At 58.1% G+C, this 609-nt stretch carries 1 rRNA gene; it reads right to left on the bottom strand.

The features are described 5' to 3' along the window. Window positions 1-110: 110 nt before the first annotated feature. Window positions 111-229: ribosomal RNA gene (gene rrf / locus EYQ95_RS26275) — 5S ribosomal RNA — on the bottom strand. Window positions 230-609 lie beyond the last annotated feature (380 nt).

The raw sequence follows: 609 nt of genomic DNA, 5'->3' as shown, positions 1-609 counted from the left end.
ATCGCGCTGCAGTGGTTGCCCCTGTAACAAAAAAAAAAGAAGTATAACGAGAGGGGGAGGCGGTCTTCGGCCAAGGAGGGGAGGCCCAAATTGACGCGAAAAGCAAAAAGGGGGTGCAACACGAGGACTTCCCAGGAGGTCACCCATCCTAGTACTACTCTCGCCCAAGCACGCTTAACTGCGGAGTTCTGATGGGATCCGGTGCATTAGCGCTGGTATGATCGCACCCGGGGTATATCCGCGGAAGAAACTATTTGCGCCTTCCGGAATGGAGGTTCCTGCGGACAGGCTTGGCGTGTCGAGGCCCTAACTTTCGATCCGCCCGCCCGATTCGCCATTATGATATATCGTCGGAAAGCTCGGGACGGGCTGATCAACGGGGCAAACGGGCAAGCAAGTTTCGAGCCGCCGGCGTGGTCAAATTGGGCCATTCTCGATGCTAGGACCACGGTTTTTGGCCCCGTGCGCCCCATGCCCATCGTTCCGACGCCTCGAGCTCGTACGCCGGCCGCAGCGGGTCCGATATAGTGGATCGCGCTGCAGTGGTTGCCCCTGTAACAAAAAAAAAAGAAGGAGAACGAGAGGGGGAGGCGGGCTTCGGCCAAGGAG

It is taken from the genome of Lysobacter sp. N42, assembly GCF_004344885.1.
This window is presented reverse-complemented; position numbering and strand designations above follow the sequence as displayed.